The 25,082-nt window shown below is 41.7% G+C and carries 30 protein-coding genes and 1 pseudogene; 24 read left to right on the forward strand and 7 right to left on the reverse strand.

Annotation, left to right across the window (positions count from 1 at the left end):
- From IAE55_RS31315 to IAE55_RS31325, 3 genes are all read left to right on the forward strand, one after another.
- On the forward strand, positions 1-250 hold a 250-nt coding region (locus tag IAE55_RS31315; protein WP_234490007.1), incomplete at its 5' end, for a tyrosine-type recombinase/integrase.
- Between the two features lie 152 nt (positions 251-402).
- Positions 403-1,056 (forward strand): lysozyme inhibitor LprI family protein, encoded by a 654-nt coding sequence (locus IAE55_RS31320; RefSeq protein ID WP_105445997.1) that lies wholly within the window; start codon positions 403-405, stop codon positions 1,054-1,056.
- A gap of 285 nt (positions 1,057-1,341) precedes the next feature.
- Positions 1,342-1,824, forward strand: coding sequence for a DinB family protein (locus IAE55_RS31325; protein ID WP_105445996.1), 483 nt, complete (start codon positions 1,342-1,344; stop codon positions 1,822-1,824).
- A 408-nt stretch (positions 1,825-2,232) separates the two neighbouring features.
- Here the strand turns inward: IAE55_RS31325 and IAE55_RS31330 are convergent, their stop codons facing one another.
- Positions 2,233-2,493 carry a hypothetical protein gene (locus tag IAE55_RS31330; RefSeq protein ID WP_105445995.1) on the reverse strand — a complete coding sequence of 87 codons (261 nt, stop codon included), beginning with the start codon at positions 2,491-2,493 and terminating at the stop codon, positions 2,233-2,235.
- Positions 2,494-2,824: 331 nt separating this feature from the next.
- Here IAE55_RS31330 and IAE55_RS31335 point away from each other — a divergent pair, with 331 nt between their 5' ends.
- The 20 genes and pseudogenes from IAE55_RS31335 (at position 2,825) to IAE55_RS31425 (ending at position 18,696) form a co-directional block, all read left to right on the forward strand.
- Complete coding sequence (locus tag IAE55_RS31335; protein ID WP_442793364.1) at positions 2,825-4,354, forward strand: PucR family transcriptional regulator; 1,530 nt, start codon at positions 2,825-2,827, stop codon at positions 4,352-4,354.
- 135 nt (positions 4,355-4,489) lie between these two features.
- The gene (locus IAE55_RS31340) at positions 4,490-5,755 is read left to right on the forward strand and encodes a cytosine permease (protein WP_200634793.1); all 1,266 of its coding nucleotides are present in this window, start codon (positions 4,490-4,492) and stop codon (positions 5,753-5,755) included.
- Complete coding sequence (locus tag IAE55_RS31345; protein ID WP_200634794.1) at positions 5,756-6,859, forward strand: DUF917 domain-containing protein; 1,104 nt, start codon at positions 5,756-5,758, stop codon at positions 6,857-6,859.
- Complete coding sequence (locus tag IAE55_RS31350; RefSeq protein ID WP_200634795.1) at positions 6,852-8,402, forward strand: hydantoinase/oxoprolinase family protein; 1,551 nt, start codon at positions 6,852-6,854, stop codon at positions 8,400-8,402. The genes IAE55_RS31345 and IAE55_RS31350 overlap by 8 nt, the downstream gene beginning before the upstream one ends.
- 481 nt (positions 8,403-8,883) lie before the next feature.
- Positions 8,884-9,348, forward strand: a complete 465-nt coding sequence (locus tag IAE55_RS31355; RefSeq protein WP_200634796.1) for a VOC family protein — start codon at positions 8,884-8,886, stop codon at positions 9,346-9,348.
- A gap of 146 nt (positions 9,349-9,494) precedes the next feature.
- Entirely contained in the window at positions 9,495-10,241 is a 747-nt protein-coding gene (locus tag IAE55_RS31360; RefSeq protein ID WP_200634797.1) for a class I SAM-dependent methyltransferase, read from the forward strand.
- Between the two features lie 19 nt (positions 10,242-10,260).
- On the forward strand, positions 10,261-10,644 hold the full coding sequence (locus IAE55_RS31365) for a VOC family protein (RefSeq protein WP_145946752.1): 384 nt from the start codon (positions 10,261-10,263) through the stop codon (positions 10,642-10,644).
- A gap of 64 nt (positions 10,645-10,708) precedes the next feature.
- On the forward strand, positions 10,709-11,071 hold the full coding sequence (locus tag IAE55_RS31370) for a VOC family protein (protein WP_116231992.1): 363 nt from the start codon (positions 10,709-10,711) through the stop codon (positions 11,069-11,071).
- 124 nt (positions 11,072-11,195) lie between these two features.
- Entirely contained in the window at positions 11,196-11,357 is a 162-nt protein-coding gene (locus IAE55_RS31375; RefSeq protein ID WP_200634798.1) for a hypothetical protein, read from the forward strand.
- Positions 11,358-11,500: 143 nt separating this feature from the next.
- A complete protein-coding gene (locus IAE55_RS31380) occupies positions 11,501-12,562 on the forward strand; it encodes a CHAP domain-containing protein (RefSeq protein ID WP_200634799.1) in 1,062 nt (353 codons plus the stop codon).
- A gap of 63 nt (positions 12,563-12,625) precedes the next feature.
- Entirely contained in the window at positions 12,626-13,189 is a 564-nt protein-coding gene (locus tag IAE55_RS31385) for a GNAT family N-acetyltransferase (protein ID WP_200634800.1), read from the forward strand.
- A 28-nt stretch (positions 13,190-13,217) separates the two neighbouring features.
- Positions 13,218-13,389 (forward strand): annotated as a pseudogene (locus tag IAE55_RS34030) (IS1595 family transposase); the annotation flags it as partial.
- 37 nt (positions 13,390-13,426) lie between these two features.
- The gene (locus IAE55_RS31390) at positions 13,427-14,104 is read left to right on the forward strand and encodes a methyltransferase family protein (protein ID WP_200634801.1); all 678 of its coding nucleotides are present in this window, start codon (positions 13,427-13,429) and stop codon (positions 14,102-14,104) included.
- A 286-nt stretch (positions 14,105-14,390) separates the two neighbouring features.
- On the forward strand, positions 14,391-14,810 hold the full coding sequence (locus IAE55_RS31395) for a GNAT family N-acetyltransferase (protein ID WP_200634842.1): 420 nt from the start codon (positions 14,391-14,393) through the stop codon (positions 14,808-14,810).
- A 394-nt stretch (positions 14,811-15,204) separates the two neighbouring features.
- Positions 15,205-15,708 carry a 2,4'-dihydroxyacetophenone dioxygenase family protein gene (locus IAE55_RS31400; protein ID WP_200634802.1) on the forward strand — a complete coding sequence of 168 codons (504 nt, stop codon included), beginning with the start codon at positions 15,205-15,207 and terminating at the stop codon, positions 15,706-15,708.
- Positions 15,709-15,728: 20 nt separating this feature from the next.
- Entirely contained in the window at positions 15,729-16,178 is a 450-nt protein-coding gene (locus IAE55_RS31405; RefSeq protein WP_200634803.1) for a WapI family immunity protein, read from the forward strand.
- Positions 16,179-16,233: 55 nt separating this feature from the next.
- On the forward strand, positions 16,234-16,791 hold the full coding sequence (locus IAE55_RS31410; protein WP_200634804.1) for a GNAT family N-acetyltransferase: 558 nt from the start codon (positions 16,234-16,236) through the stop codon (positions 16,789-16,791).
- A gap of 83 nt (positions 16,792-16,874) precedes the next feature.
- The gene (locus tag IAE55_RS31415; RefSeq protein WP_145160592.1) at positions 16,875-17,393 is read left to right on the forward strand and encodes a histidine phosphatase family protein; all 519 of its coding nucleotides are present in this window, start codon (positions 16,875-16,877) and stop codon (positions 17,391-17,393) included.
- A gap of 109 nt (positions 17,394-17,502) precedes the next feature.
- A complete protein-coding gene (locus tag IAE55_RS31420) occupies positions 17,503-17,679 on the forward strand; it encodes a hypothetical protein (protein WP_186381985.1) in 177 nt (58 codons plus the stop codon).
- Between the two features lie 177 nt (positions 17,680-17,856).
- On the forward strand, positions 17,857-18,696 hold the full coding sequence (locus IAE55_RS31425; protein WP_200634805.1) for a stalk domain-containing protein: 840 nt from the start codon (positions 17,857-17,859) through the stop codon (positions 18,694-18,696).
- A gap of 80 nt (positions 18,697-18,776) precedes the next feature.
- On the opposite strand, the gene IAE55_RS31430 is transcribed toward IAE55_RS31425, so the two are convergent.
- From IAE55_RS31430 to IAE55_RS31440, 3 genes are all read right to left on the reverse strand, one after another.
- Positions 18,777-19,070, reverse strand: coding sequence for a stalk domain-containing protein (locus IAE55_RS31430; protein WP_145160588.1), 294 nt, complete (start codon positions 19,068-19,070; stop codon positions 18,777-18,779).
- A gap of 309 nt (positions 19,071-19,379) precedes the next feature.
- Entirely contained in the window at positions 19,380-20,213 is an 834-nt protein-coding gene (locus IAE55_RS31435; RefSeq protein WP_145160586.1) for a copper amine oxidase N-terminal domain-containing protein, read from the reverse strand.
- A gap of 98 nt (positions 20,214-20,311) precedes the next feature.
- Complete coding sequence (locus tag IAE55_RS31440) at positions 20,312-21,481, reverse strand: hypothetical protein (RefSeq protein ID WP_200634806.1); 1,170 nt, start codon at positions 21,479-21,481, stop codon at positions 20,312-20,314.
- Between the two features lie 467 nt (positions 21,482-21,948).
- On the opposite strand from IAE55_RS31440, the gene IAE55_RS34325 reads away from it, so the two are divergent.
- On the forward strand, positions 21,949-22,476 hold the full coding sequence (locus IAE55_RS34325) for an AbrB/MazE/SpoVT family DNA-binding domain-containing protein (protein WP_145160580.1): 528 nt from the start codon (positions 21,949-21,951) through the stop codon (positions 22,474-22,476).
- Here the strand turns inward: IAE55_RS34325 and IAE55_RS31450 are convergent.
- From IAE55_RS31450 to IAE55_RS31460, 3 genes are all read right to left on the reverse strand, one after another.
- A complete protein-coding gene (locus IAE55_RS31450) occupies positions 22,445-22,912 on the reverse strand; it encodes a hypothetical protein (RefSeq protein ID WP_145160578.1) in 468 nt (155 codons plus the stop codon). The genes IAE55_RS34325 and IAE55_RS31450 overlap by 32 nt on opposite strands.
- A gap of 484 nt (positions 22,913-23,396) precedes the next feature.
- Positions 23,397-24,164, reverse strand: a complete 768-nt coding sequence (locus IAE55_RS31455) for a hypothetical protein (protein ID WP_200634807.1) — start codon at positions 24,162-24,164, stop codon at positions 23,397-23,399.
- A gap of 18 nt (positions 24,165-24,182) precedes the next feature.
- Complete coding sequence (locus tag IAE55_RS31460; protein ID WP_145160574.1) at positions 24,183-24,737, reverse strand: C39 family peptidase; 555 nt, start codon at positions 24,735-24,737, stop codon at positions 24,183-24,185.
- Between the last annotated feature and the right edge of the window lie 345 nt (positions 24,738-25,082).

Consider the following 25,082-nt stretch of genomic DNA (forward strand, 5'->3'; position numbering starts at 1 on the left):
CCCCCCCCCCCCCGCCCCCCCATCGACGACTAACAAAAAAAACCAAAGAGGCAAGAGAAATGGTAAGCCCGTTACGGTGCATACCCTGAGATATTCTTTCGCCACACATTTTCTGGAAGTAGGTACTGATCTCCGATACATTCAAAAATTATTAGGGCATGAAAGCTCCCATACCACCGAAATCTACACCCATGTCAGTATCAAAGATGTCCGCCGTATACTGAGTCAGCTGGATCGATTATCGAATTGAATAATTTGGTAATTTCGAATACCATGGGAGATACAAATGTAATACGAATATCGCACACTCGGTGGGAAAGGAAGGAGTATGCGACATTCTTAGAATGGGAGTTATGCACCATTACCGGTAAATATTAAAGATAATATTTAAGGAGATCATTTATGAAAGGTAAGATACTCTTATTATTTTTTATTACAATAGTGTTTTCATCTTGTCAAAATACTAGTCAATCAGCTACCTTGAACAGCGAAACTAGATCAATAAGTAACTCTGAACTGCCTCCTGATGTAGTGAGTACAGGTAATGGAGCAGAATCGGAAGGAATAACTGAAGGTCGATCAGATCCTTCTAACAATGAAGTGTTATCCATGAGCATTGGGAACTATGATTTGAAAGGAGAATTTTATGATGAAATGCTTCGAAATCCTATAGATCATGATTATGAAGTGGAATTAAATGAATTAGTAAATTCCAAAGAGGATATCACAACATTGCGATGGGGTGCGTTGGAAGGCAAATATACAGAGATTTGGGATAAAGAGTTGAATCAAATATATAATAAGCTTCTTCCCAAGTTGGATAGAGAACCAAGAGAAGCACTAATTGAATCGCAGAAAGAATGGTTACAGTATCATTTAAAGGAAACAACATTTGTAGAGAAGACATTTATTAGTAATGGTTACCTTGGAACACAAGGATCGGTAAGCCTAGCCAAGGATGAACGAGAGAGAATTAGGGAAAGAACAATGCAATTATTTGAATATCGATATTTGCTAGATCGTGAAGTTGAGTTTATATACCAAAGTAAAAAATAGAGTTGGAATCTTCGAAGACAGTAACGGAGCATAACACTGTATTCACTCTTCGGGCTATCGCCCTCGGTTGTCAGATGTATGATCATAGAATTAGCTCAGACAACAAATGACCCATACTAGGATAAGAGCCATCTAAGGTTGGGTCGTTTAGTGAATACAAAAACGTTAGGCGTGACTAAGTGCTGACACACCTACTCCTTCCAGTCGTTAAAGTCTCTTGGCTTCGTGAATACCCAAACGTTACCCGAAAAAAACGAAAGATTAATAGAAAAGTGAGGTAGAAGGATGAGTTATAGATCTATTCTCATAGACCAGTTAAACGCCTGTTACAACGATAAGAGTTGGTTCATTCCACTCCATGAAATTTTAAAAGATTTAAATGCTACACAAGCTACATGGGAAAATGAAAGTAAACAATCAATTTGGTCGATCGTGAATCATCTCATATTTTGGAATGAGAAGTGGCTTGAGAGATATAACGTTGAACAATTTGAATTGGAAAGTTCAATAAACAATGATGATACTTTTTATGTGAATCCACATACAATAAATGATTTTGAGTGGAAGAAGACCTTACAGAGACTTGAAACAGTCTTTGAAAGTTGGAATAGGGCACTTGAGGAAAGCGAAGATCATAAACTTATAAAAGAAATCCCCTCATATTTCAATGCTCCTTGGTGGGGAGTAGTATCAAATTTATGTATTCATAATGCATATCATATTGGCCAGATCATGCTGCTCAAAAAACAATTGATAAGTGTAGGTTAGGTATATTTCGGAGGAGTCGGTTACTTCGGATAACACAGAATTCATACTTCGGGCATCACCCTTAATCACCAAGAAGAATCTCTAAGTAGTGGAATCGGGCGATACATTCAACCCGCTAAGAGTCTTCTGACGACCCGTTACCTGCAGTCACTTAAGCTGCTTGAACGTCAGGAATGCCAAATGTTAATGAGGAATCCCAGTAGAAAGAAGGGGAAATAAACCATGGAACCACTATTTACTCATGATACATTTTGTTTGATGCAGACTCAGCAGCTGACAACCCTGAGAACCTTACCGCGTTGCGGCCGGCAACAGAGGTATCGAGCAGGACATTATCGAGAAGAGTTGATTTATTCTTGTAAGATAGAGGGAGAGAAACAATAGGCAGACCATTCACAAGATGGATTTTCATCGCAGACCTCTGATTCCGGTAAAGGGCTGCTCAATGACTTCAATATACTCATTTCCAGTGTAGAATATATAGAGTTCCCTAGTAGGCTCTGACAAATGAAGTTTTTTATATGAAGCCCATGCATCCTTAGGGTCATCATATTCAGAAACAACCGACATTTCTTCAATAGTTCTTTGGTGATTGTTAGAATGAGTGGCAAGAGCTTCAACTAGTACCCACCGATTAGGGTAGATATTACGAACATTACTCCACTTCATGCAGGAACACCCCCGAAAGACTTATAAATTAATTGTACAGTAAGAAGTCCTCAACAGGGGATGATATTTGTACGAGCCGATTTTAGACGCAGCATCTTAGTGAGCCAAACCGGGTATACAAAAAATTTCATAGTTGGCAAAGGAACATACTTGGTTGCTTATCATAACGAGGGTTATACTAATATTATCTGTTACAGATGTAGAGAAGTATATGATCAAGCTATCGTACAGATTGAAGTATAGGAGCAGCTTGAATCGACAAAAAAGTGGTGGTTGAATTGGGGTAACCGTTAAAGATATACTGCAGCTGCCTTCATTTAGAGGAGCACAGGTGGTCACTGGAACAAGCAGGCTTCATCAGACCGTATCCTCTTTATCTGTTTTAGAGGTGGCGGATGTTAATTTCTTTTCGCAAATTATTCAGACCGTTCAAGAAGAGTGGTATGCCGAAGAGCTGGTCATCAGCTCTTTTTATTCCATAAAGGACAGCGTAGAGCAGCAGTGCAAAACCGTTCAGTACCTGCATGACCTGGGTGAAGTGGGGCTGATTCTCTACTATGTCGGCATTGTGATGCCAGATATCGCCGATGAAGTGCTCGAACTGGCCGAATCTTTGAATTTTATTATCATTTGCATGCCGAGAAACGATTACTCCCTCCGGTATAATGAAGTCATTTATGAAGTCATGGAGGCGATCGTCAGCAATCAGAATGTGAATGAGCATTTCGTGAATGAATCACTGGAAAAGGTATCGCTGCTGCCGGAACATTTGCGGAGCGTGGAAATTACCCTTAAACTGCTGTCGGACCGGATGAAAGCGAATATCATTCTGACAAACAGCAACCTGGATATCATCAATCGTGTCATGTGGCCGCGCAATTCATCGCTCCCTGTTGGGGATCTGATCCGGTCTATGGCGCCTTCCATTTTGAACGGCAGAACGGGAGAAGGGGAGCTGGATTCGTCCTGCTTTGTTGAATACAAACGTGTTCAGCAAAAAAACGGGGAAGCCCTTTACCTGTTTATCATTAAAGAAAATACGAAGCTGCCGCCGAAGACAATGGATCAAATCAGCGAGGTGGTGCAGGTGGCCATCAATTTGTGGGGAGATAAGCATAACGAGGTCAGCGAATACGCTCTGGTTAAAGCCATCGTAAATGATGAAAGCGAAAAAATGCGCAGATTGGCCAGTTTGCTGTATATCGACGTTTCCGCCATCCAAATGATGTGGCTCGTGTACATTCAGGATTTGTCGGAGGAAAGAAGGATAAGGGAAGACTTAAAAGCGCATCTCTCGCAATATTATAAAACCGCGGTCATTCAAACGATCGATCACTGCATTGTCGTTTTGCTGGGGAATTGTTCCTATAAATACAATGAGTTTGAAATCGCAGCGGAATATATCGAAACCACGAGTCTCATCGCTGAAATATCGAGCATCGTATATTCTCCGAGGATGCGGAACACGCAGGACGTACGCCGAATGTACCAGCTCGTCAACGAAGCCTCTAAAGAGGTACACCGCATCTACCATCACCGCAAATTATACACCGCGGCTGAAGTCCGTTCGATGAATCGGGCCATTGACCTTAGCAAACAAGGGGAAGAGATCACGGAAGAATACTTGTCTGTCCTTGAGCCGTTGTTGGATGACCCTGACGCATTGACAACCCTGATGACGTTTCTTCTGGATGCGAAGGGGAATATGGATGACTGCAGCAAGCTGTTGTTCGTCCACAAAAATACGGTGAAATATCGCATTAAAAAAATTTGCGAGCTCATCGGATATGATGTGACCATCAATTCGGAATCGTACGATGTTTATACCGCCTGCATGGTCTACCGTCTCATCCATAACTAAAAAGTTCCGATGTTTTGTCGAATCAGACAAAAACATCGGATTTTTTTTTGTTTTCTGAAAAAGACGCTGCCCGGCTTCATCTTTTACAATAAGAAAAAACAATTCGGACGAACAAGGTTGAGGAGGGGAGATCATATGAAAGCCGTTAAAGAGCATCAATCCTGGTTCAGTCTCGGGATCATCTGGGCCGGCGCGGTCATCAGCATCCCCAGTTTATTGGTGGGAAACACGCTGGTGGCAGGCATGGGATTGTCGAAAGCGCTGCTCGTCACGTTGGTGGGTTACTCCATCATTGTATTGCTCATGATTTTGCAGGGGATTCAAAGCACGGAGCTGGGAAGACCGACGGTTCAGGTTGCGGGTCAGGTGTTCGGCAAACAAGGATCGCGGACGATTCTTTCGATCATCCTCGCCATTGCGTGCCTCGGATGGTTCGGAATTCAGGCGAATGTGTGCGGTGCGGCCTTGGCTAATTTGTTAGCCGTAGGTGGAATGAGTGTCCCGGTTCCGTTGGCTTCTCTCATCTGTGGTCTTGTGATGGTCGTCTCGGCGATCTATGGCGTTAAAGTGCTGCGCGTTATCAGCTATATTGCCGTTCCTTTATTGATTGGGATCAGCGTATTTGGTCTTATCAAAGCATTGACCGGTGAATCCCTGCAGATCATTCAGAATTTTAAGCCACATGGAGCTATGAGCTTTACGGACGGACTGGCGGTAACCCTGGGTTCGTTTGCCTTGGGAGCGGTTATCGCGGGAGATTACTCCCAATTTTCGAGAAAACGGTCCGATGTCCTGAAAGCCGCCCTTTTCGGAATTATCCCAGCAGGCTTGCTGATGATCGGTGCAGGAGCCGTCCTGACGATTGCTTACCAGGCCAGCGATATTACAGCAACCTTTTTGAGCATCACGACTCCGTTTATTGGCGGTGTGGTTTTGATCCTCGCTACATGGAAGACGAACCTCGTGAATGCCATTTCAGGCGGTTTTGCCTTAATAAACGTGTTCAACGTATCAAAGGAAAAAGAAAAATGGGCCGTCGGCATCGCCGGAACGATTGGGACGGTACTGGCTGTCGTTGGCATACTCAACTATTTTACGCCGATTATGTCCATCCTGTCGGCCATGATTCCGCCGGTGGCAGGCGTGATGATCGCATCTTACTGGGTGCTTGGCAAAGGGGATAAGAGCCGGTGGCATGAGGTCGAAGGCGTGAATATACTGGGCGTCATTTCCTGGCTTGTGGGCGCGGTCATCGCTTGTACCCCTGTTGTGTTATCCCTGTTCCCAAGCCTGCCGCAGTTACCGAATCAGCCGTTGATCGGGATTGTCATTTCTTTTGTCATCTATTATGCAGGCTATCGTTTATCGGCTCGGAAAACAGTCATATTGGAGGAAACGTAAATGAGATATTTAGATCAAGCAGCTGTTGAAAACATCGCCGTCGGCGCAGCATTCTTAGGAACCGGCGGAGGGGGAGACCCTTACATCGGCAAATTGATGGCTCTCTCGGCCATTGAGAAGTTTGGACCTGTAAAACTGTTCTCCGTCGATGAGATTCAGGATGAGGACTTTTTTATCCCGGCCGCGATGATGGGGGCGCCTTCCGTATTAGTGGAGAAATTCCCTAAAGGGGACGAGTTTGTTAAGGTTTTTCAAAAATTAGCGAATTACTTGGGAAAAGAACAGATCGCCGGCACGTTTCCGATGGAGGCGGGAGGCGTCAATTCTATGATTCCCATCGTCGTTGCGGCGCAGCTGGGATTGCCTCTGATCGACTGTGACGGTATGGGACGGGCATTCCCGGAGCTGCAAATGGTCACGTTTAACCTGGACGGCATTCCGGCGACACCGATGGCGATTACGGATGAAAAAGGGAACATCGGCATCTTTGAGACCATTGATAATAAATGGACAGAACGGCTCGCCAGAGTGGCCACGGTCGAAATGGGCGCCAGTGCTTTAGTGAGCCTGTACCCGGCAACGGGTGCTCAAATCAAGCAGAGCGGCGTTCATCATATCGTGACCCTGTCCGAACAGATCGGAGCCATCATTACATCGAAGAATCGGGACGCAGGCGATAAGCTTCAAGAACTGCTGAGACTTGTGTCCGGCTATGAACTTTTCCAAGGCAAAATTGTGGATGTCATCCGGGAAACCAAGGGAGGATTTAACCTCGGCCAAATGCATCTTGAAGGAATCGAGGCGTTTAAAGGCGGCGAGATGAAGGTTCATTTTCAAAATGAAAACCTGATTGCTGAAAAGAACGGTCAAGTGGTAGCGATGACCCCCGATTTGATCTGTCTGGTTGATTACGAAACCTTGTCGCCTGTAACCACGGAGAGCCTGAAATACGGTAAACGCGTACGGGTGGTTGGACTGCCCGCTCATGAAAAGTGGAGAACGGAAAAGGGAGTCCAGACGGTAGGACCAAGATACTTCGGATATGATTACGATTATGTTGCTATTGAGGAACTGGTGAAAAAGGCGGTGGCTGAGAATGTATAGAATCGGGATCGATGTAGGCGGCACCAACACAGATGCCATCATATTGGATGAGAATCATCATTTGATTCATGCGGTTAAATCCCCAACAAGTTTAGATATTAAAACAGGGATTGAAACCTCGCTCCGGAATTTGCTGAAGGAATCGAATATTGATAAAACCCAAATCACGCATGCCATGTTAGGCACAACACAGTGCACCAATGCCATTGTGGAGCGTAAAAAGCTGGCGCAAGTCGGCGTCATTCGTCTGGGTTATCCGGCAACGGCCTCCGTTGCTCCGTACACGTCCTGGCCTGAGGATATGGTTCAGAAGCTGTCGGGTAAATATGCTCTCGTTCATGGTGGATATGAATATGACGGCCAAGTACTTGGAGAAGTCGATGAAGCTGAAATTACAGCTCTTTTAGAGGAATGGGGGAGCAGCGTCGAGTCCATCGCAGTTATTGGTGTGTTCTCATCCATTAAAAATGATCAGGAGCTCCAGATTCGCGATCTCATCCATCAAGTATACGGACCTGAATTCCCTGTTTCCTGTTCTTCATTGATTGGTTCTGTCGGCTTAATTGAACGGGAAAATGCGACCATACTGAACGCAGCCTTATGCAAGGTGATTGAAACGACGACCCAAGGATTTGTGCAGGCGTTAGAAGAAGAGGACATCACAGACGCAGCGGTGTTCCTATGCCAGAATGACGGTACCCTGATGTCGATCGATTACGCTAAGCAATTTCCGATCCTAACCATTGCATGCGGGCCGACGAACAGCATACGCGGTGCCTCTTATTTGGCGAAGATCAAAGATACGATGGTTCTCGACGTGGGAGGGACGACATCGGACATCGGGGTGTTGCAGGACGGCTTCCCGAGAGAATCCACGGTTGCGGTCGAGGTTGGCGATATCCGCACGAATTTCCGCATGCCGGATATTATCTCCGTCGGGTTGGGCGGCGGAAGCATTGTGCGCTCGGAGAACGGCAAAATTACGGTTGGCCCTGACAGCGTAGGATACAAGATTGGACAGGAAGCGCTGGTTTTTGGCGGGCATACGCTGACGACAACCGACATTGCCGTTCGGCTGGGTCTCGCGGATGTCGGGGATAAGAGCTTGGTAGCGCATCTGGATGAAGACTTCGCTAAAAATGTGCAGTCTGAAATTGCAGCCATCATTGAGCAGGCCATTGATAAAATGAAGACAGCCTCGGGAGACGTTGAGCTTGTTTTGGTAGGCGGCGGCAGTGTCGTTATACCGGACACGATTCGCGGGGTGTCCCATATGATTAAGCCTGAGAACGGGGGCGTAGCCAACGCCATTGGCGCATGTATAGCTCAAATCAGCGGACAATATGAACAAATTTATATTTATTCTACAGAGCCCCGTGAGGATTCATTAAGAGATGCGCAAGAAAAAGCCGTGAAGCAGGCGGTGCTGGCTGGCGCTGATCCGGCAACGGTTGAGCTTGTGGAAGTGGAAGAAACCCCGCTGGCTTATCATCCAGGAAATGCGACGAGACTGCGAGTGAAAGTAGTAGGAAACATGAAGTAGATGAGAGGCTTCACACGAGTTGTGTGAGGCTCTTTTTTGTTAAGAGATCAGAAAGTATAAGTTTCAGAGCTTCTGCTTCCTGATCTCGCAAGAAAGACTTCCGCTAAACGCGGTCTGTCTTCTTTGAAGGTACGTCGATAGACGTTTTTGTTATCCATAAGGTGCAACGAGATGAGCAAAAAAGAGATCTCAGGCATTCTATAAGAACCTTGAGCGTAAATATGATAAAAGGTAAAATATAACTAATCGAATCTTAGGTGGGCATGGATTTCATTCTTGTTCTTTCACCATACATCATAATAACAACTAGAGAAAGTAAAAACCCACCCAAAGGTTGAGGCCGAAGGTGGGTTTTATCCTGTACTTACTTAGAGGGGAATAAACCATCCAAGCCATTTGTACTGACCAAGTGTTCGCAGCACTTGGTCTTTGTTACATATATATCAAAGTTGATTACCAATGATGAGAGGGAGGAACTGATATGAACGAAAATAAGGGAAACGAAGTGGAAGAAAGCCTGGAAGACATTACGGGTATCACTTGTATTTACGTACCAGTAAACGATGTTTACGAGTCTATTCAATGGTACCAAAAGAATTTAGGGTACCAACCCGCAAACAACGACCTTGTTGAGCCTGGAATGAAGATGGCTGTATTGAATCTTCCCGATCGTAATGGAAACCTGCCTTCCCCTGGTTTAAGGCAAGTCGTACCTGCATTGTTCCTTCACCAATCGGACGAAGAAGGCGGTCGATTACGTTTTTCATGGTCATTGGACAACGGCAAACCCCATGCAATGGCATGTTTTATTACTCCGAGAATTCAAGAACTGTCCAATCGATTCAAGGAAAACGGAGTGAACATTTTAAGTGAACGAGTAACAAGCGGACCGAACATAACGTTCGCTGATCCTGACGGCAACATATGGGAAGTGTGGCAACCCTAATTGAAAAACAAGTACAAGAGCTGCTTCACGAATGACAGCAAGTTTTTCGTTGAAGAAGGGGATTTCGTATAACAGCATATTCGCGCTGTGGGGCATTCGCCCTTCGGTTTGGCCGAGGGGTATCGAAAGAAGAGGAGGACAATAGATTGAATAAGCATCATGTTCATGAAACAAACAGCTTCTATTGGGATACGAAAGGAAATAACTTTTTAAAAGCCATCGTGCTTCCTTATTATGGGGCCTTTGTTTCAGAAGAAAAGTGCCAACTTTTTGGTGATGTTTCCGGAAAAAAGATGTTAGAGATTGGTTGTGGAAACGGTCAATCCTTGCAATATCACGGGGATCGCAAAGCATCTGAACTATGGGGAATCGATATATCAGAAAAACAAATTGAAAAGGCAAAGCAGTATTTGACGGCGTGCGGCCTGTCAGCAAAATTGATCTGTTCTCCCATGGAAGAAGAGTGTGGCATACCCGCAAAATATTTTGACGTTGTTTATTCAATTTACGCCATAGGTTGGACAATCGACCTTGAAGGCACTTTTTGCCGGATCGCTTCTTATTTAAAAAAAGACGGCATATTTATTTTCAGCTGGTCTCATCCTATACACCGATGTGTTGTTCAAGAAAATAATAGATTTGCTATTAACAAGCCTTATTTTGATGAATCTTGGTATTCGGTATCTCCAGATTTTTGTCAAGGCGAACTAACCTTATCTGACCGTAAACTATCAACCTACATCAATGCGTTGGCGAAAGCAGGGTTTGTTATTGAACAAATGATTGAAGAAACTGACAAAGAAATCATACAATTGCACGATGCAAATGATGATTTGGTAAAAAGAGCGAAGATGTTTCCGGTAACCTTCGTGATCAAAGCAAGAAAACTTTAAAAAATGGGGGCTGATTAAGATAAACATCAATCGTTTAGATCATTTAGTGTTGACTGTTTCGAATATTGATCAAACATGTGAATTTTATTCCCGGGTCTTAGGAATGCGAACGGTAACATTTGGAGAAGGACGAAAGGCATTGCATTTTGGGCAGCAGAAAATAAACCTACATGAAGCAGGCAAAGAGTTTGAACCAAAAGCGAAAACGCCTATGCCAGGCTCTGCTGATTTATGTTTTATAACAGACGATCAAATACCCGATGTCATACATCATTTAAAAAATTGCAACGTAATCATTGAGGAAGGTCCTGTATTAAGAACAGGAGCATTAGGATCGATCACGTCGGTATATCTTAGAGATCCAGATGGAAACTTAATAGAAATCTCTAATTACGATTCGTGAATATGAGAACGTTACATGTATGAACGAAGCGATATATTAACAATTCTTCAAAAGGAGCATTGATATGATAAAGCGATTTCATCATGCCCAAATCACAATTCCGAAGGGAAAAGAAGAAGAGGCCAGGAACTTCTATTGTGGAATTCTCAAACTGGAAGAAATCTCAAAACCGGAATCATTAGTTGGTCGAGGCGGTTTTTGGGTCCAGGTAGGAGATCAACAACTACATATTGGAACTGAAGATGGAGTGGATCGTTTACAAACGAAAGCCCATCTAGCGTATGAAGTGGAAAATTTAAAAGAAATGGAAAAGCTGCTTAACAATAATGGTATTGAGATACTGGAATCTGTAGCAATACCAGGATATGAAAGATTTGAATTCAGGGATCCATTTGGCAATCGGGTTGAATTTATTAAACCAATTTAAAAATATGTAATCTCAAAGGCATTTTAAAGGTGAAATTAAGAAGTACATGATCTGAGGTGTTACAAAGTTTCTTCGTTTAACAAAGTGCTGCAGCGTCGATTTAACAAAAATAAGGAGTTAATTTATGAATAATAGTGAATTCACTGTTGGCTGGGGAACACTTGCATTAATTAATGCAGGATTAGCACAAGGAAAGAACAGAAGCGGACTTCATTGGTTTCTAATATCATTATTAATTGGACCATTAGCAACGCTATTCATCGTGGTAAGGGATAGGAAAGATTAATGGCTTTGTAGGGAATATCGAGAAAGTTAGAATAACAGGAGGATATATGACAACAGATGATCTTCTAGGGTTCGTAGATTAACGGAACGTTATAGAGAATCAGCGTACATCCTAACGGCGCATTAAAACATGGAGGCGATGCTTTGAATAATAAACGGTTGGATAGCATTCGTATTCTTGTTCAAGAGATGATCGGTTCATTGGATAGTGAAATACAGCGACAGGAAGCTTGTGCTCAGTTATATGGAGTGTCCAGCACTGCCTCGCTGCTTGCAAAGAGAAGGGATCAAAATCAAGAAATTGCAGCCATTAGTGGCCTTCTTCATGATTATTACCGCTTTAATACTGGAATCATAGAATTCCCTGGCATCAATAGTGCAGAAACCGTAAGACCGATTTTAAGAGAAATGAAGGCCTTTACTACAGAAGAGCAGGTCACAATTTTACGGGCGATCTTTTATAGAGATTACAGAGATCGGACCCATGGCCCTCTTGATGAAATCATTAAGGATGCATATGTTCTGCATTTGTATTTTCAAAATCCGGGTTGTATCGTGCAGCAACAAGATGCCGACAGACTGCAGAAGGTTTTTCGTGAACTGGGAATCCCGGGAGATTGCATAGTTGAGAAGAGCAACCAAGAAGAAATTGTTTTTAGTAACGTAGATAAACGAATGAGAATGGCTGAAATTGCTGAAGACCTGGGGAGAGCAAACATCATCGGATTGCCAGGAGATCAGCGATATCGGGAAATTTGTAAATATTGGCCGGACCGAGCCATCTATCAAGTTTTACAGAACAGTTGGTGCGCTGCTTTTGTGTATCATTGTTGTTTTGAAGCTGGATTTTTAATGCCGATCCGATACCCTAATGGTAAATATCGACTTGCCGGTGTAGGAGCGTTGCTCGAATGGGCACAGTTACCTGAAACTGGTTTTTTTCATATTGATAAGCATAACGGCTTTACTCCCCAACGTGGCGATATCGTGATCTATGAAAAATTACTATCTAATGATTCACATGACCACACGGGGATTGTACTGGCTTGCAATGATAATGAAATTTTAGTGGCCGAAGGGAATAGGGATAATCAGAACTACTCCAGTGTTTTTTACAGAGATAGGTGGCATTGTATATTAGGGTATATCCGGATAGATAACAACTATGAATATCAATTTAATGATACTTACAACCCGATGATATGAGCTTGCATTAACGTTAGCTGAAAGTGATGAAGCTTTAAAAACCCATAAACCGGAGGATCCAATATGCCTTTTAAAGATGCATTTACTTCTTTCCCTAAGCTTGAAACTGAAAGATTTGTATTAAGAGAATTGTGTTCTGATGATGCCGAGGCATACTACAGTTATTTCTCAGATCATGAAGTAACAAAATATTGGGGATATCCAGGGCCCAAAAATATCGAGACAGCCTCCAAGACATTTACGCGATTTCAAAATGCATTTACTAGAAAAGAAATGATCACTTGGGGAATAGCTACGAAAGAAGAGGATCAAATTATTGGGACATGCATTTTGAACGATTTTGTGAGAGGAGCCATGGTTAACTTATCCTACAACTTATCAAGAGATTATTGGGGAAAAGGGATCATGACCGAAGTGCTCAAAGCGATTATTCTTTTTGCATTTAATGAGCTGAATATGAATCGAATACAAGCTAAAGTCATGCCGGAAAACCATTCGTCTGTAAATCTTTTAACAAAGTTGGGTTTTGTGCAGGAGGGTTTGCTTCGGAACTATATATTTGGTGAGTTCATCACGGATACATTGATATTCTCCATGCTGAAGAAAGATTTTATTACAGCCGCGTAGCTGCGGGTCTTTTGTTTGGCTCTGTTAAAAAGGTGTAGCAAGTAAATACCTTGACAACTATTTAGCTTGGTTCTTGTTTGTAGATAAACAAGGACATGAATCCACTAAACCGAATATTAAAGATATGATTCTAACTTCATTCATTTTCGCAGATGACCGAAACCTTTAAAACTATTCGCACATCTAAATTCCCAATATAGTTTTGACCTATTTAAACAATAGCTTAAGGAGGTGAGTATGAGTATTTTGATAAGTAAAACAATTTATCTCAAATTGATAGTATTTTTCATCATAATATTTTTGTTTCTATTTTTGCCATCTGGGTCGTGGTTTGGTTTTTGGGAAGCATGGATTTATTTTATTGTCTTTTTTGCCCCAACGTTAATTATTACCGCATATTTTATGAAAAGGGACCCAGAGCTAATGGAACGAAGAAGCAAGGCTGAGGAAAAAGAAAAAAATCAAAAAATATTTCAAACAATTTCTGGTTCTTTATTTTTTGTCGGTTTATTAATGATTCCGAGCTTAGATTACCGTTTTAATTGGTCTAATGTTCCAACTTATATTGTATTACTTTCAAATTTTATAGTGTTATTAGGATTTCTCATTGTTTTCTTTGTTTTCAAAGAGAATACCTACACGTCTGCCATAATTGAAGTAGCAGAGAATCAAAAAGTAATAACGACTGGTCCGTATAAGTTAGTCCGCCATCCTATGTACTCTGGAGCTGTGTTGGTTATACTATTTACTCCTCTTGCGTTAGGTTCGTGGTGGGGGTTGATTCCAGCAATATTTATTACTATCTTTGTAATACTCAGGCTTTTAGATGAAGAAAAAGTTCTATTAAAAGAATTGCAAGGATATGACGTTTATTGTCAGAAAACCCGTTATCATTTGATTCCATTTATTTGGTGACTGAAAGCCACATAGTTAGTGGCTTTTTTAAATGATTATATTTCAACAAGAGCCTTTTGTTTAAAAATATATCCGTATTTTAAGGATCCTCAACTTCAAGGGAAGCAGCTCAACAGACAACCCTGCACCGACTACCCGCTCTGCTGCCGGCCAACTCGCACTTATTTACCCCATAGATCTTCCATGTGTATTTCATTCGCGACATTCTGTTGCTTGAAGGGGTTTCACCATATCCTTTATTATGTTTATATAACTCATAAATTTTTGTAGATAGGAGATGGATCTTATAATTATCAGAGAAGCAAGTAAAATAGACTACCCTCAGTTAAGACAAATATATCTTGAATCACGCCGCAAGAGCTTTCACTGGGCAAATGCAGAAGAAATGAATTTAGATGATTTTGATAGAGATACAACTGAGGAATATATACTATTAGCTGAAGAAAATTCCCGAATCCTTGGTTTCGCATCTTTATATTTACCTGAGAACTTTATTCATAATTTATTTGTACACCCCGATTTTAGCGGTAAAGGGGTTGGTACTCAATTAGTTAACCATGCTATAGAAAAAATGGGCAAGCCCGTAAGATTAAAGTGTGTATCAGAAAATCATAAAGCATTGGGTTTCTATGAAAAAAGTGGATGGAAAAAGGTTGTTGAAGAAGGAAAACCCGGAGAGAAGTATTGGGTTTTAGTATATGAATAATAAAAATAGAGGTCTTTAGTAAGAAGATCGTTTAGCGGGCCGACGTCTTGTCTTTATTCGAAGAAGCGGGCCCATTACATCACACTTTGGGGCTGACGCCCCTTGGTTGTCAGATGTATAATCATGGAAGATGGTTCAGACAACACACGACCCGGCCTAAGATAGGAGTTATCTAAGGCCGGGTCGCTTCGTTCATACGAGAGATGTTATTTGAAACCTGCATAACTAATTTTGAAACGGCGATAGACATGATACTGAACATCGAAGGAAGAGGAGAACGAATTGAAATCATCAGAAGAGCAGGTATATTGGCGGGTCATCTCGATCAAGAAAGCAACAGCACATAATATTCTTGCGGTGAATCTGACCTTTAGCATAAAAGGAGACCTATACCATGAATCCATTGATTAAAGATGCTGTAGTAAAATTAGCTGAGGATCTCCAATTACCTGAAAGGGTCTTTGATATTGAAGATTTACCGTGGGTTCCTTTCGATGAAGGGAAAGAAGCAAATTGTTATTTTAAACCTCTTCGATTTGATCTTGCCACCGGCACCTGGATATATCTCTTTAAGATAAAGAGTAATCAAGTGCTGACACGCCACCGGCATACTGGAGGATCTGTCATAGGATACAACATTCAAGGACGATGGAGATATGAAGGTCGTCATTGGATGGCGAAACCAGGAACCTTCATTTTTGAACCGCCTGGGGATATTCATACACTTATTACTGAAGATGAAGAGGTCATTACTTTATTCATTCTGGGTGGATCTTTGCAATATTTCGATCATGATAATGTAGTTATTGGTCAAGACGATATTTTTACAGTACTCAAAAAATATAGAGATTATTGTGATGAGAATGGAGTCGAAGTGCGTGAAGATCTTGTTTATTAGGAGTTGAGGTGCTCAAGACAATGAACCAATTTCAAATATACGGTGAGAATAACCAGTACATGATGATTCAATTTGGGAAAGTACACGGATTTCCGCATACCACCTCTCATTCAGGTGGTTATGATACAGAGAGCTCAATAAACATTAAAAGTGGAAGTTACTGTGCCTCAGGATCCGTTTGGATCTCAACTGGAGAAATATATATATTTAAGAATCAATTACAAAAAATATATGAGAAGTGCAGTGGAACTGCAAAATTAACAAATGACGAAGTTGATCTAGAAGTGACCGTTACGATTGAAAATCGAGGACGAGCCATAATTGAAGGGAGATATAAAGAATATCCATCCATTGATAATGAATTAATATTCTTTTTTGAAGCGGACCAAAGCTATTTTGGTAAAACACTTGAGGAATTAAATGAAATTACTACGATGTATGGAGGAATGAATGGGATTATAGGCTTGTAAGTAACATGAAGAAGCTGGGGATATTTTTTATATAAATAACAGGAGGGAAATGACTATGCGGCAATTAAACAGATCATTGGAAAGTGACAGGCTTTACCTTCGGCCGCTTGTAAGTGAAGATTCCGATATGTATTACCCGAACATGTTGAACGAAGAAGTGAGGAGATTGACGGGAACCCAAAGAGTATTTTCAAAACAGATGATCGACAATTATATTGAAGAAATACAGAATGAAACGGATCGTATTCATTTATTGATCGTTCTTAAAGAGGAAGATCGTATTATTGGAGAGGTTGCACTACAGGATATAGATTATGTAAATCGCAATTCCAATATACGGATAGCCTTATTTAATCAAGCGGATTTTAGCAAGGGATTTGGAACTGAGGCTCTAAAATTATTAATGAATTATGGCTTCGGAGTGCTGAATCTACATAGAATTGAACTGAACGTGTTCTCATATAATGCAAGAGCCATAAAAGCATATGAAAAGTTAGGATTTATACAAGAGGGAATCCAGCGAGAGGTTCTCTTTTATAACCATGAGTATCATGACTCCATTACAATGAGTATTTTAGAGAACGAATTTCGAAAAAGCGAAGAAATTAAATAACACCTTATTTATGCAGCTGGGCGGTATGGGATTTCTAGAGTAAAGAGCAGAACCAATTTTGGAACTGTTCCAGGGGAGTGCTTATGAAAACCTATATCTATATGGTGAGGCATGGCGAATCACCTAAGCTCGAAGGAAGCGAAAGGACACGTGGGCTGACTGACAAGGGAAAGTTGGATGCGATTCGGATTACTGAAGTATTGATGAACGAGGGAATCGATACGTTTGTTTCAAGCCCGTATAGCAGAGCGAAGTTAACGATTGAAGATTTAGCACGTGCTCAAGGCAAAGAGATCAACGTTTATGAAGATCTGAAAGAACTGGTCTTTTTAGACGAAGACCAAATTGTACCTGAGCAGGATTTGATGCCAACGGTAAGGAGGATGTTTTCGGATCCGGGTTTTTCGCTGCCGGGAGGAGAATCTCTTGAGAATTGCCAAAAGCGGGTGATCGCGACTTTTAAAGACATATTGAACCGATACAAGGGGCACAACGTAGTAATCGGAACCCATGGGTTGGTCATGACGTTAATGATGGGGTATTTTGATCCACAATACAACTTGGAATTTTTATTAGGAACTTCAAAGCCTCGGAAATCTTGAGTTGAGACACCATCAGAATTCGCTGATCTTGCAAATAACGTGTTTGTTTCTTGATCCAACCTTATTTCAACGACGCTTTGGCTTGTAATTTGAGGTGGGGTAATACACTATGGCATATGATTACGGTGCATGTTTAAGTGATGGTTCAGGCTTGTCTGAATTTGCAGGGCGGGATAGTGCGGATCTGCTTGCACGCATTATTTTTGCAGAAGCTCAAGGCGAGGGTTTTTTTGGAAAGCAAGGGACAAGGAATCCTAGTTGCTTACGGGGTATTAACAGCGAGTAAGAATCTTGCTTATGCCTATGCAGATCTTACTATTAGTTCAGTATCACCAGCTTATTTAATCTCGGAATGGACACTTTAAAAAATGTTCTAGGAGTACTATAGGTGGTAGCGGAGGAAACGGAAAAAACAACCTTAATTTAACTTATTTATAAAAGAAAACGAGGCGGAAATCGGATTATGAGGAAAATACAGCTAGTTACAATGTCAGTCCTAGCTTCATTAATCGTTTCAAACGTTGTATTCGCAGAAACTCCAATTAAAATTATCTTTGACAAGAAAGAAATTCAATCGGATCTTTCACCGCAATTAATTAAAGGTAAAATCATGGTACCTGTTGAGGCTCTGGGGGAAGCAATGGGATACGATGTACAATTAGACCGCAGTAAAAATACAGTATATATTTTGGATAAAGAGCCAATCCCAGTGGCAGCATTACCAGCTGCTGGTGCCACTCTTTATGCTGTAAAAAAAAATGGATACTTTACAAACTTTGAACTAAAAGTTAAAGATGGAGTAAGACATTTCCCCTACTGGAGAAGTTCAAGCAATAGAGATATTGGGCTTTATTACTCGGATATTAATCAGGATGGAGTTAACGAACTAATCATTGTCCTGACTACCGGCGCTGGATCAGGCGTATCGGAAAAAGAGGTTCATGTATTTAATCTAGATCGATCTACACCAGGTGAATTTTTGAACGAAAGCTTTGTTGATAACCCGATAATCGTGGCTATGAAGAATGTAAAGACTAAATTAACAGCAAAAAAAGCTGAGATCATTATCGGTAAAAAAAGAACAGTTGTTAATATTGAGAAGTTGGGAATTGACCCATCCCATCTATTTAAAGATATTGCATACGGTAGCATTATCGAATACGAAATACAAAATGGGGAGCTAACGGCAATCCTTCCCACTCTTATTACACCAGGAGGCGAAAGTGTGGGAAGAATAATCATCAATTACGAATACAAAGATAAGATGTACCAGGCCAAGAATCTTAAGTTTGTACCAAATTAGCGATAGCCTACCTATGAAGGTAGACTATCGCTTGTTACAATTTTAGTAACCATTAACACGGAAAAATGTGTGATTTCCGATTACCTGCTTTTCAACAACCAGTTGATAAAAGTTACCCTCGTTTGGGTCTTTTCGTCCGTCTTAACCCAATCGACCGAAAGTCCCAGTGATGTGAAGAGCTGCCTAAACGGAACCATAACGTTGCCATTAATCACAATCGGCTTGGGGTCCATTTTTAGTTCTTTGCCATCAATTATAACCGAGCCGTGAACAGCTACCTGGGCTGCTTGCACCGTGCTTGGTGAGAAAACAGCTAGAAGAAATACAGCTAACATAACAGACAAACAACACGATTGCTTCCATTTAAATTTCAACTTCTTCACTCCAATCTGCAAGTCATTTTCTAACTAAATCCCTCGATGGTTATAGGGGATACTTGTTAGAGTCCACATCAATTGTAACATTATGATTGGTACGTGTTATCAAAGCATGATCCTGTTCAGGGGGCTGAAAATGAACTGCTGGGAACGGCTGTCCGCAAAACGCTGTTCGGATTCACCGAAATCTTAAGACGACGGGGGGACCTTGGCAACTGCCAGTCTAAAAAAAATAAACAGGCTCATTTTTAATGTGAGCCTGTTTATTTTTTTTGGATTCTTCGGTTGGTTACCGACTGTAATCCTTTATTTATATTTAAAGTATCGAATAAAAGCGTATTGTGGTGTATCGATCATAAGTTGTTTACGATCAAGTCTTCCAACCGGTAAGAAATACTCATATGATTTTTGGGGTTCAAATTTATCAATGAGCCGGATTCCTGAACGATCACTATTCGTATCTCCATTTGTGCCTTCTTCAATATAATGGTTTGGACTGATATAGACGAGAAGATGATCTTGGATTTGCCCATTGGTATAGGTGTTTTTTGTCATATTTTTAATGTGGATCTTTAATTGTTCTTCACCCTCTTTTTTTCCATAACTAATTGCGTCAGGCACGATCCCAGGATCAAAGGAAGTATCCTTATTGGATTCGTTATTCATACGTGCCAAATGGCCTGATTGGAAAAACCTTTTATCGTTTAGCGATACAATGTTGTTAACGGCATCCCATTTTAAAGAAGCACCTAGACCATCAGCAATCCATTTAGCGGGCACTAATACGGTGCCGTTGTTATTTGTTAAGGAGGTATCCGTCACCATTTTCTTGCCATTTATCGTGACGGCCTTCTCTCCTAATTTCGCAATTAATCCGAAATTCTGGGCCTTCATATCAACTGTCTTTGTCTTTTGGTCCCATGTAATTGTGCCGTTGATCAGATCCGAGACTAGCCTTAGCGGAATTAATGTTCTATGGTTCTGATCCACGTAAGGCATTTTACCTTTAGAATAAATTAAATATGCACCGTTTGCATTAAATCGAAGATCGTTTTTCCCCAGGGATTCAGCCATTACAGAACCCATAAACAATGAACTTGCAATTACGCCGGCAATTAACATGCAGAATGTCTTTTTCATCAAACTCCTCCTCGGGATATCTGCTTTTACTCATATAGACTAAAAATAAACTGAAATGTTGCACCCCAAAGCTGGATGCAACATTTCAGCCTTATTCATTATAGTGGTCCGGTTTTTACTTTTACTGTTTCCTGTGCCCAGGATGTCCAATCCACAAGAATGTTTGAGGGTTGGTATCCACAGTTTGTTGACGTTAAGGAAGCGTTCATCAACTGTTCCGTTCCGGAAGCAGTACCGACTTTAACATCGTTCCACTGTGCATTGTACACATAGCTTCCAGTCGTTAAGTCTTCGTAACCCGTCGTTTGTGCAATAGAAGTAATGCGTTTTACTTGCATCGCAGTGCCATAAGTCGTGAATCCTTTTTCAGAGTCCACATTCCATACAATCGTTTGAGAAAGTGGGGTACCATCTTTTGCAGTGCCACTTACGGATAGGGCTGCTTGATTACTTTGCGGGATATAAAATTTCATAAACGCTGTTGTACCCATTTTAAAATTAGCGGGCGATCCGGATATTACACTTCCCATCCCGAGGGATATCATGCCCCAAGTTTCTTCTGTAGGTGTTTCAGGGGCTTTTCCATCTCCCCAATTAAACTGCAGTCCAGCATCGACCTGGTAAACCTTTGTCCCAATTGTGTTTAATGCTCCGAGATACATGTCAGCGGCATCCCCGGTCTTTTTTGTCACTCCTCCAACTGTTTTATCCTTTGGATTCATGTAGATTTCTGTACCTTTAACAGGAAGGTAGACATTCGCCGTAATTCTGGATTTACCTGGGACTGAGAGTACTTTCCGATACGGTCCGGAATTGGCGCTTGCACACGCGGTAGAGGGATGAGAATATCCAAGCCCAAATGTTGTAAAAGCTGACTCATCAGACGTCTCACAAGTGAGCTCCGACTTGTCTTGAACAATGTCCTTATAGTTCGGTTTTTTTTTCAACTTCCCGTCTTCACTAACTAAGTCCTTGTATTTGAGTTTATACTCATTTAACCGATCTTGTCGGTTTGAAGTGAAAAAGCCATCAGTCTCATCGATAAAAAAGACATTTTCACGATCTTCTTTATCCAGATTCTTCATTACCTCTTTCAAGATCTGTTTGTCTTTTTCCGGAAGTTTAGGATCAATATATCCTACATCGGTAACAGCTTGCTCTTGAACAATGCTGTTACCGGTCATAGCATCATTTTCAGCATTAACACTGGACATTGGGACGGTCAGTACAACTGCAGCAACTAGTAAGTTAAGGATGCTCTTTTTCAAATGAATGTGCTCTCCTTTATTTTACAAATATATGAAAGCTGGCCAGCGAATCATTTTTCCTAGACATTCCATATAATACATTTAATAGAATGTGTATGGAATAGGTTTGAAGGACTACTTAATTATCAAAACAATTGCTTAATGCTTTGGTTTTGTCGATAAGACGAGGGACCTTGAGCGGTGCAATCCGTCTAGTGTTGATGGTTCGGGGGTGAAAAGTGGTCATATGCGAACGCAGATGAACATCTTTTCGAATATTATGTAAAATCACCTTTTTTGTGGCGAAATGTAGTGGATGATCAGATAGCGTTTAACCAGAACGGTGTCTTCGGGGGGGATCAACATAAGGTCAATGTGGATCCCCCGGTTCACCGTCCCTAAATTCCAATGGACTCCCGTCCGGAAAAGCGCCGGCCGTGATTCCATTGGAATTCTTCACGGGACTCGCAGGGAAGTAAAACGTTTGAATGTTTAGCTTCGGCCATCTTTTCGCTGCGCCTGAAGGTATTGTCCGGCTGGTAGATGAACTCGGCCGGATCGTGATTCCCATGGAATTGCGGCGCGTAATGGGGATCCATGAAGGAGATCCGCTCGAGATTTTTGTAGATGATGAGAAAAACCAATTGATGTTGCGTCAGTATAACACGGGCTGTTTGTTTTGCGAGTCGATGGAGTCGTTAAGCTATTTCCGGGGCCGGTATGTCTGCCAGTCCTGTAAACGGGAAATGGAGTTAGAAACCCTGGGCCGGCTTGAAAGTGCTGTCACTTTAGAAAGCACAGAGAAGTCGTCTGAAAAGCCATCAGAGACGCCATCAGAGGAAACAGGGAAAAGGACAAGAAGAAAAAAGGAGGAAGTCTTGAGGCAATTGGCCGATGTCATGCGGACCTACCCTCAGGCTTCTCAAAGTGAATGGGCAAGGATGATCAGGGTTACCCCGGGTTATGTAAGCCAGTTAGTTCGAATCATTTATGAAGACGACCAACTCGGATCATGAGTTGGTCTTTTCTTGGTAAAACAGTTTGGGGACCTGCCGCATCGCTTCCGGAATATTCCGATCGCCATTTGCATCCGTGTTCAGCCAGTAACAGCCGCCTCAGCACGGTCGCCTCTGCTGAGATGAATGTCCAAAGCATGGACATTTCCTTATGGTATCCCCGGCACAGGTATTTCGCTTCTACGCCTTTTCGTGTTTTTCTCTCGTCATACACTTTGATGCCATGTTCTTTAAAGGCCCGTCGTACGTAAGTTAATTCCTTTGTGGCCTGGTCCATAGCCTTGTCGATTAAATCCGTGTACAGTGTGGGGGACTTGAACAATCCCGATTCGATGATTTGTTTATCGCGTTCAAACGCGTCCAGGATCATAGGGACGATTAGATAACGTTTAACCAGAGCGGTATCCTCTGCCGTGATGGGTCCACGCTTTTCCATTACATCACCTCTGCATAGGAAAAGGCTGCCCTCCGGGTAAAGGAGGACAGCCGTTGTCATGCAAGCGATTCCAATGCTACGCAAGTTGAATTATCTGGAATGCTCGGGGTTACTTTTATTGTCAGGGAAGGGGGGAAGATTTCGCCACTTGGGGATAAACACAAAACAGCCCCGCAGGGATGCTTTCCCGTGCGGAGCTGCTTGACCGATGCTTTCGGATTTATTTCCAGTTTACCACTCTTTAGGCGGCAGATTCAATCCCCCGTCATTGTATCGGCTGATAAACTCCTGCATTTTCGCGTGCTTCTTCGCCTTTTCTTTTGGCGGGATCGGCCGTTTAACGCAGCTATTGTAGGGGAAAAATTAGTATTAGACCGAATGAAGCACCGAAGTAGGAAGGACCACCGGCCAGCCTATCATAATCACAGAGGGCATATTTGACTTGCTTCACGGGAGACTTCTTGAGCGCTTTTGGGTTGTTATCTCACCTTTTCTGATACTTTGTTTTTTTAACAAAAATTAATACTGCCACAAAGGCAACCACCAGACTGATAAGTGTCGCATTCCAAGGAAAATGTGTTGCAGTAGATGGTTTACTTACAAGTCCACCAGAATCCTTGGCTTGGTCAGGATCCTCTTGTGCTTTCTTTAAGACAGAGATTAGCTCTGCCGAAGTAGAAACTCTCGCATTATCAATTCCATCCAAGTATGCGGATTTTTTTGATGAAATTCCTGGGACGACTATTTCATCATTATCTTTATTGCCTAATAGTATGCGGATTCCTTTATCGACTACCAAGGTTAGATTATTTTTATCTAGTGAGTATGAGAGTAATTTATCATAGGCAACCCCGAAATCAACGGCAGAACCACCAGCGGAAATAACTTTTAGTTCATTATTTTCCTTGCCAATAGTTAAAAATGATTTTGGCTTTCCATTGGAAAGTACAACATAATCCCATTGATCCACTGCTTTAATAATGGATTTAATAGAAGCCTTGCTTTCTGTTGACTTTAATTTTGCAGGGTCAATGTAGTTCACTTGAAAGCCTTCTCCTAATTGAACGTTTTCGATATCCTCTTTCCCATTGTATCCATAACCCGCAGGGTCATTAGAAACGATTTCCTTAAATGTTTGTATTCCTTCTGAAGCAGCAAAAGCATCAATGTCGTCCGGTGCTTTTCCCAATGCTATACTGCTGAAAGAAATTGTTAATATAAACATCAGCAACAGTGCCACAAATTTTTTCATGTGGTTTCCTCCTTCGAATTAGTTATGGATGTTATTTATTCCCCATCTCCAGGTACGATCATAGGAACTCCCACCGACAAAAGAAGTATATGTCCTTGCTATTTTTGTTCCGTCTAACGGATCCATATAGTTAACATATTGTCCAGATTCACTGTAACCATATATAACAACTGCATGACCGCCACCGGATGTCCAGGCCCAAGAAACATAAATAGGGTATCCGGTATCAATTTGTGCTTTGAGACTGGTCCACGATAAACTGCCACTATAATATTCATTATGGATAGAGTACCAGGCTAAACCATTTTGTACGTCTCGTACAGTTTCACCTACGTTGTCGCATGTTGTCTTTAATTGAGTTGCCTTCACAAAGGAGCATTGTGAAACAGATTTCCCGTAATAACTCAGTATACTTACACTCGATGCAGCCCAACACCAATTTGTTTGCTCTTGCTTTGCCACTGGATAGTTGGCAATATTCCCTGCAAATACTTGGGAAACAAACACCACAGTGAAAACAACAGAAAAAACGAATGATAATATACTTACTTTTTTCACACTGGTACGATCCATCGACCCAATCCTCCCCTAAATAGGAATTTAAAACTTATATTGGTAATTCTACATAAATCAACTTCTTCCTTCTTTCCGTAGACAACTTACATCAAACATACAGACAAAGTTATTTCCAAAAGGTTACTTCCTGGCAATAAGTAGCCGCTCGTTTCCTTGTCGTGTCGCCGTTCACTTTGACGGAAGCGGATGGACGGGAAAAATAAAGTATTTTCTTAGTGCTTAAGCCTAAATTGGAGTCTTTTTTAAGCATTACATGCTAATCATGGGTAGTGTCAAGAAGTTTGTGTAAGTAGAAATATTCCTTGGGGTTAGCTGGCTGAGGGCCTCCACAGCCAGCTCGCA

Source organism: Paenibacillus sp. S28, assembly GCF_016624415.1.
GTDB lineage: Bacteria > Bacillota > Bacilli > Paenibacillales > Paenibacillaceae > Paenibacillus_AQ > Paenibacillus_AQ favisporus.